The organism is Hymenobacter agri (assembly GCF_054778495.1).
Map to the genome: position 1 here is coordinate 1 of NZ_BAAGZM010000276.1, position 5,514 is coordinate 5,514.

General features: G+C 64.3%; 3 protein-coding genes and 1 pseudogene. 1 reads left to right on the forward strand and 3 read right to left on the reverse strand.

Translation table 11 applies throughout. The features are described from left to right. Together ACYVDE_RS13565 and ACYVDE_RS13570 are read right to left on the reverse strand one after the other, a co-directional pair. Nucleotides 1-456, reverse strand: a pseudogene (locus ACYVDE_RS13565) (hypothetical protein); the annotation flags it as partial. 20 nt (nt 457-476) lie between these two features. Next, entirely contained in the window at nt 477-3,695 is a 3,219-nt protein-coding gene (locus ACYVDE_RS13570) for a SusC/RagA family TonB-linked outer membrane protein (RefSeq protein ID WP_460502080.1), read from the reverse strand. A 429-nt stretch (nt 3,696-4,124) separates the two neighbouring features. Between ACYVDE_RS13570 and ACYVDE_RS13575 the strand changes: the two genes are divergently transcribed. Beyond that, on the forward strand, nt 4,125-5,165 hold the full coding sequence (locus ACYVDE_RS13575) for a LacI family DNA-binding transcriptional regulator (protein ID WP_460502081.1): 1,041 nt from the start codon (nt 4,125-4,127) through the stop codon (nt 5,163-5,165). Between the two features lie 147 nt (nt 5,166-5,312). On the opposite strand, the gene ACYVDE_RS13580 is transcribed toward ACYVDE_RS13575, so the two are convergent. Beyond that, on the reverse strand, nt 5,313-5,514 hold a 202-nt coding region (locus ACYVDE_RS13580; RefSeq protein ID WP_460502082.1), incomplete at its 5' end, for a T9SS type A sorting domain-containing protein.

Sequence of the window (5,514 nt, forward strand, 5' to 3'; positions counted from 1 at the left end):
CCGGATGAATTTCACCTCGGCGAAGTAGCGGGCGCGGGTGGCGGCGGTCAGCTTCACGGCGCCGGCGCGGGCCAGCACCACGTTGCAGCGGGCAATGGTGCGGTAGTTCACCGTCCACTGGCTTTGCAGGCGCGGGTTGCTGGTGGTGATGCCGAAGTAGTCGAACTCGTTCAGTAACTGACCCGAAATCACGGTGGTGGCGTTGTCAGAAGGAATTTCCGAGAACACGTACAGGCCGTTGTTCGAGCCCGACTTGCCGTACACGTCCTGCAGGCCGGCGTAGGCCGCCGTCACGCCGTTCAGAATACTGAGCGAGTCGGTGTAGCCCTCGGCGGTCGGAATCCGGGTGGGGTCGCTCAGGTCGATGAAGTCCTTCTTGCACGAGCTCAGGCCCAGCGACGCCGAACCCAGCAGGGCGGCAAAACCAGCGCCGGTGAGGATATTTTTGAAAGTCATGGTGGGGATGATTCAAAGAGTTAGAAACCGACGGTGACGCCCAGCGTGATGGTGCGGGCCATGGGGTAGGAGCCCTGGTCGACGCCGTAGGTGGGCGTGGTGCTGTTGCCGTAGTTGTTGGCTTCGGGGTTGTAGCCGAAGTACTTGGTGAAGGTGTACAGGTTCTGGGCAGTGGCGTAGACGCTGGCGTTCTGCATCGCGGCCTTGTTCACCAGGGCGGTGGGCAGGTTGTAGCGCAACGTGACGTTGCGGATGCGCAGGAAGGAGGCATCGTGCACGAAGCGCGAGCTGAACTGCGTGAGCGACGACGACGAGGCGCGCGACACGCGGGGCGTCATGCCATCGCCGGGGTCGTCGGGCGAGCGCCAGCGGTTCAGGGCGTCGGTGCGGGCGTTGGCCAGGCCGGGGAAGTTGTTCACGTAGCGGTCGCTGGCGCTCAGCACGTCGTTGCCCTGCGAGCCCTGCAGCGTGATGCCCAGCGAGAGCGACTTGTAGGCGAAGGTGTTCTGCAGGCCGTAGGTGAAGCTGGGGAACGGGTTGCCGATGATGCCAATGTCCTGGGTGTCAATCTTGCCGTCGCCGTTGATGTCTTTATACTTGATGTCGCCGGGCACGGTGGCGCCGGCGGCCCATTTCGGGCTGGCGTCCACGTCGGCCTGGTCCTTGTACACGCCCTCCTGGGTGTAGCCGTAGAACAAACCCAGCGGCTGGCCCGCCACCACCCGGATGGAGCTGGTGTAGCCAAACACGGCGTCATACAGCAGCTGGTCGTTTTGGCCGGCCAGGGCCATCACCTGGTTGCGGTTCACCGAGAGGTTGGCCGAGGTGCTCCAGGTGAAGTCCTTGGTTTGAATGTTGGCGGTGTTCAGCTGGAATTCGAGGCCGCGGTTGCGCACCTCGCCCACGTTGGCCAGGGCGCGGGTGGCGTAGCCCAGCACGGCCGGAATGTTGCGGTTCAGCAGCAGGTCGGTGGTGTTGCGCTGGTAGGCGGCCACGGTCAGGTAGATGCGGTCGTGGAACAGGCCAAGGTCGAAGCCGGCGTCGAACTGGGTGTTGGTTTCCCAGCCCAGGTCGCGAATGGCCACGCCGTTGGGCGAGAAGCCGAACACGCGGGTGCCAGTGTTGGCGCCGAAAGCATAGTTGGCGGCCGTCTGGTAGCTCTGGTAGTTGTAGTCGCCGATGTTGTTGTTGCCGGTTACGCCGTAGCTGGCGCGCAGCTTCAGCTCGCTAATGGCCGGAATCTGCTTGATAAACGCTTCCTCGCCGGCGCGCCAGGCCAGGGCCACCGAGGGGAAGGTAGCGTAGCGGTTGTCGGGCCCGAAGCGCGAGGAGCCGTCCGAGCGCAGCGCGGCCGTCAGAATGTAGCGCTCCTTGAAGGAGTAGTCGACCCGGCCGAACACCGAGGTCAGCGAGTTGGCCACAAAGCCCGCGCCGCCGAAAATCTGGCCGGCGCCGGTCACGTAGTCCACGCTGGTGTTGGTGTATGTGCCGGTCTGGCCCAGCACGTTGCTGCTCTCGTTCTGGTTGTACTGGGCGGCGTAGCCGGCCAGCAGCGTCACGTTGTGGTCGGCGCCGAAGCTGCGGTTGTACGAGGCCGTATTTTCCCACACCCAGTTCAGGTTGGTGTTGTTGAGCTGGCGGGCGTCGATGTTGTTGAGCACCGGGCGCGACAGGTTGGCGGTGCGCGAGTTGTTGGTGGGCAGCGTAGCCGGCACGTAGATGCCCCGGCGGTTATTAATCAGTTCGGCGCCGAAGTTGGTGCGCAGGTGCAGGCCCTTCAGCACCTCAAAATCGAGGTAGGTCGAGCCCAGCGCCCGCACCGAGTTGGTGCGGTCCTGGTAGAGGTCGAGCGGGGCCACCGGGTTCAGCAGGTCGGCAATCGAGATGCCGGGCGTGCCGTTGGGGTTCAGCACCGAGTTGCTGAGCAGGCCGTAGTCGCCGTTGGGCAGGCGGGCCGGCACCAGCGGCGACAGGATGAGGGCCGTGGTCACGGCCGCCGTTTCGCCGCCTGGCGCGCCGCCGCCCGAGATGTTGCCGCCGTTGTAGCTGCCCGAAATGGGCCGCACGTCGGTGCGCGTGAAGGAGGGGGCCAGGTTCAGGCCCAGCTTCAGCTTGGGGCTCAGCTGGGCGTCGTAGTTGGCGCGCAGCGAGAAGCGCTCGAAGCCCGTGCCCTTGGTAATGCCCTTCTGGTTGAAGTAGCCGCCCGACACGTAAAACTGGTTTTTGTCGGAGCCGCCCGAGGCCGAGAGCTGGTAGTTCTGCTGCACGCCGGTCCGGAAAATCTCGTTCTGCCAGTCGGTGTCGGCGTAGGTGCTGGGGTCGTTGCCGAGGGCCAGCGGCAGGGTCTGGCCGGCGTTGGCGTAGGCGTCCTTCACGTAGCTCAGGTACTGGTCGCGGTTCAGCACGTCCACCTTCTTGGCCACCTGCTGAATGCCGGTGTTGGCGCTGAAGTTGAAGCGGGTTTTACCACCGCTCGAGCCGTGCTTGGTGGTCACAATCACGATGCCGTTGCCGCCGCGCGAGCCGTAGATGGCGCAGGCCGCCGCATCCTTCAGAATCTGAATGGATTGGATGTCGCCGGGCGGAATCTGGTTGTAGTTGTCGGGGCTGTTGAGCGGGTAGCCGTCCACCACGTACAGCGGGTTGTTGCCGGCCGAAATCGAGCCCAGGCCGCGAATACGAATCACCGCGCCCTGGCCGGGCTCGCCCGAAGGCTCGGTAATCTGGGCGCCGGCCACTAGGCCCACCAGGGCCTCGGAGGGCGACGCCACCGGAATCAGCTCGACCTGCTTGGCCGAAATCGAGGAAATGGACGTGGCCAGCAGCTTTTTCTCCTGCACGCCGTAGCCCACCACCACCACTTCTTCGAGGCCCTTGGCATCGGGAGCTAAAGCGGCGTTGATGCTGCTGCGGCCGCCCACGGGCACTTCCTGGGCGGCGTAGCCCACGAAAGTGAACACGAGCGTGGCATTGTCGGCCGCCTTGATGCTGTAGTTGCCTTCCACGTCGGTTTGGGTGCCGATGCTGGTGCCCTTCACGATGACGTTGACGCCGGGCAGGCCCGCGCCTTTTTCGTCCACCACGCGGCCCGAAATGGTGATGTCGGCCCGCACGGTACGGGGAGCGGCGAGGGCAGCGGCCGGGGCCGCCAGGTGCAGGCCGAGGCCCAGGCTGAGCGCGGGCAGCAGCACCAAAGGCCGCAGGCAGCGCCGGAAATCGAGTCGTAAAATGACCGTCATAAAATGGGTGGGATTTTGGTGGCTTCGGGGAGAAGCAGCCCGGTGGGCGCATGGTGGCGCGGCCGGTACCGCAGCCGCCCCAATGCCCGCAAAACGGGGCTTTTTTCGGGGCTTGGCTCTGCGAATTACCGGATTGTTGCCTGCTATCTAATGCAATAGCAGGGCTTTATTTACGTAAACGTTTGCAGCCAATCGAACCGTTTCCGATAGGTGGCCGGGAGATTTGTAACTTGCCGGGCCTTCTACCCGCCCCCGGCCGCGCAATTCGCTCCGCTACATCAGCGCCGCGCCCCGCCACGCAACCCGCCCGCCGCCGCCGAGTCAGTTCGGGGCAGCGGGGGCAAGCCCGCGGCTGGGCTGCGGCCCGCCTGCGCCGTCTGCCTTTCTCCTTCATTTCCTGAAAACCAACTCAGACCCTTTCCCCGAACTGTGTCCGAAAGCCGCCCTCCCATCATGACGCCCGTGAACCTGAAGTCGCTGGCCGAAGAGCTGAACATGTCCATCGCCACGGTGTCGCGGGCGCTGCGCGACAGCCACGAGGTGTCGGAAGCCACCAAGGAGCGGGTGCGCGCCCTGGCCGCCGCCCGCCACTACGAGCCCAACGCCTACGCCAGCAGCCTGCGTCGTAACATCAGTAAAACCATTGGCGTGGTGATTCCCAAGGTGGCCAACCACTTCTTTGCATTGGCCATCAATGGGATAGAGGAGGCTGCGCGCCAGGCCGGATACCACGTGCTCATCTACCTCACCCACGACGACTACGCCCGCGAAGTATCCATCGTGCAGCACCTCAAGGGCGGCCGCGTCGACGGCCTGCTGATGTCGGTAGCCAGCGGCACTGAGGACTTCGCCCACATTAAAAGCCTGCGTGAGGCCAACATTCCCATCGTGTTTTTCGACCGCGTGTGCGCCGAAGTGGCCACCGCCAAAGTGACGACCAACGACTACGAAAGCGGCTACCAGGCCACCGAGCACCTCATTGGGGCCGGCTGCCAGCACATTGCCCACCTGCTTATCTCCAACAACCTGTCCATCGGCCAGTTTCGGCTGCAGGGCTACCTCGATGCCCTGGCCGCCCACGGCCGCGCGCCCGACCCTGACCTCATCCTGCACGGCGTGATGGACAACCAGCAGAACGTGGCCCTCATCCGCGAGCTGCTGCTGCGCCGGCCCGACATCGACGGCATTTTTGCCTCAGTCGAACGGCTGGCCATCAGCGCCTACCACGTGTGCAACGAGCTGGGCCGCCGCATTCCGCAGGATATCAAAATCATCGGCTTCTCCAACCTCGAAGCCGCCTCGCTGCTCGACCCGCCACTGTCCACCATCACCCAACCCGCCTACGACATCGGCCGCGAAGCCGCCAAAATCCTCCTCCGCGCCGTGGAAAAGAAAAAAGCTGTGCTCCCCAGCCAAAGCGTGGTGCTGGAATCGACGCTGTTTCAGCGGCGCTCCACGGCGCAGGACTGAAGGCCGAAATTGGGGATTAGAACAACCAACCGGGACGGTCATGCTGAGCAAAGCCGAAGCATCTCTACCGCCGCAGTAATCAATTTACTTGCGCGGTAGAGATGCTTCGGCTGCGCTCAGCATGACCGTTCTGGTTTGTGCCTATTTCTATTCCTTCGTCACTTTCTGGCGCAGCACTTGGCCGGCCTCCGTGGTCACCGTTAGCACGTACGTGCCGGGCGCTAAGAAGCTGAGGTCGACGGCGGCCGCAGCATCCTGCTGCTGCCGCACCACCTCTTGGCCCGTGAGGCTGCGCAGCGTCACGTCCACCGGGCCGGCCAGGCCATCGAGGGTGAGGCGGTGGCTGGCG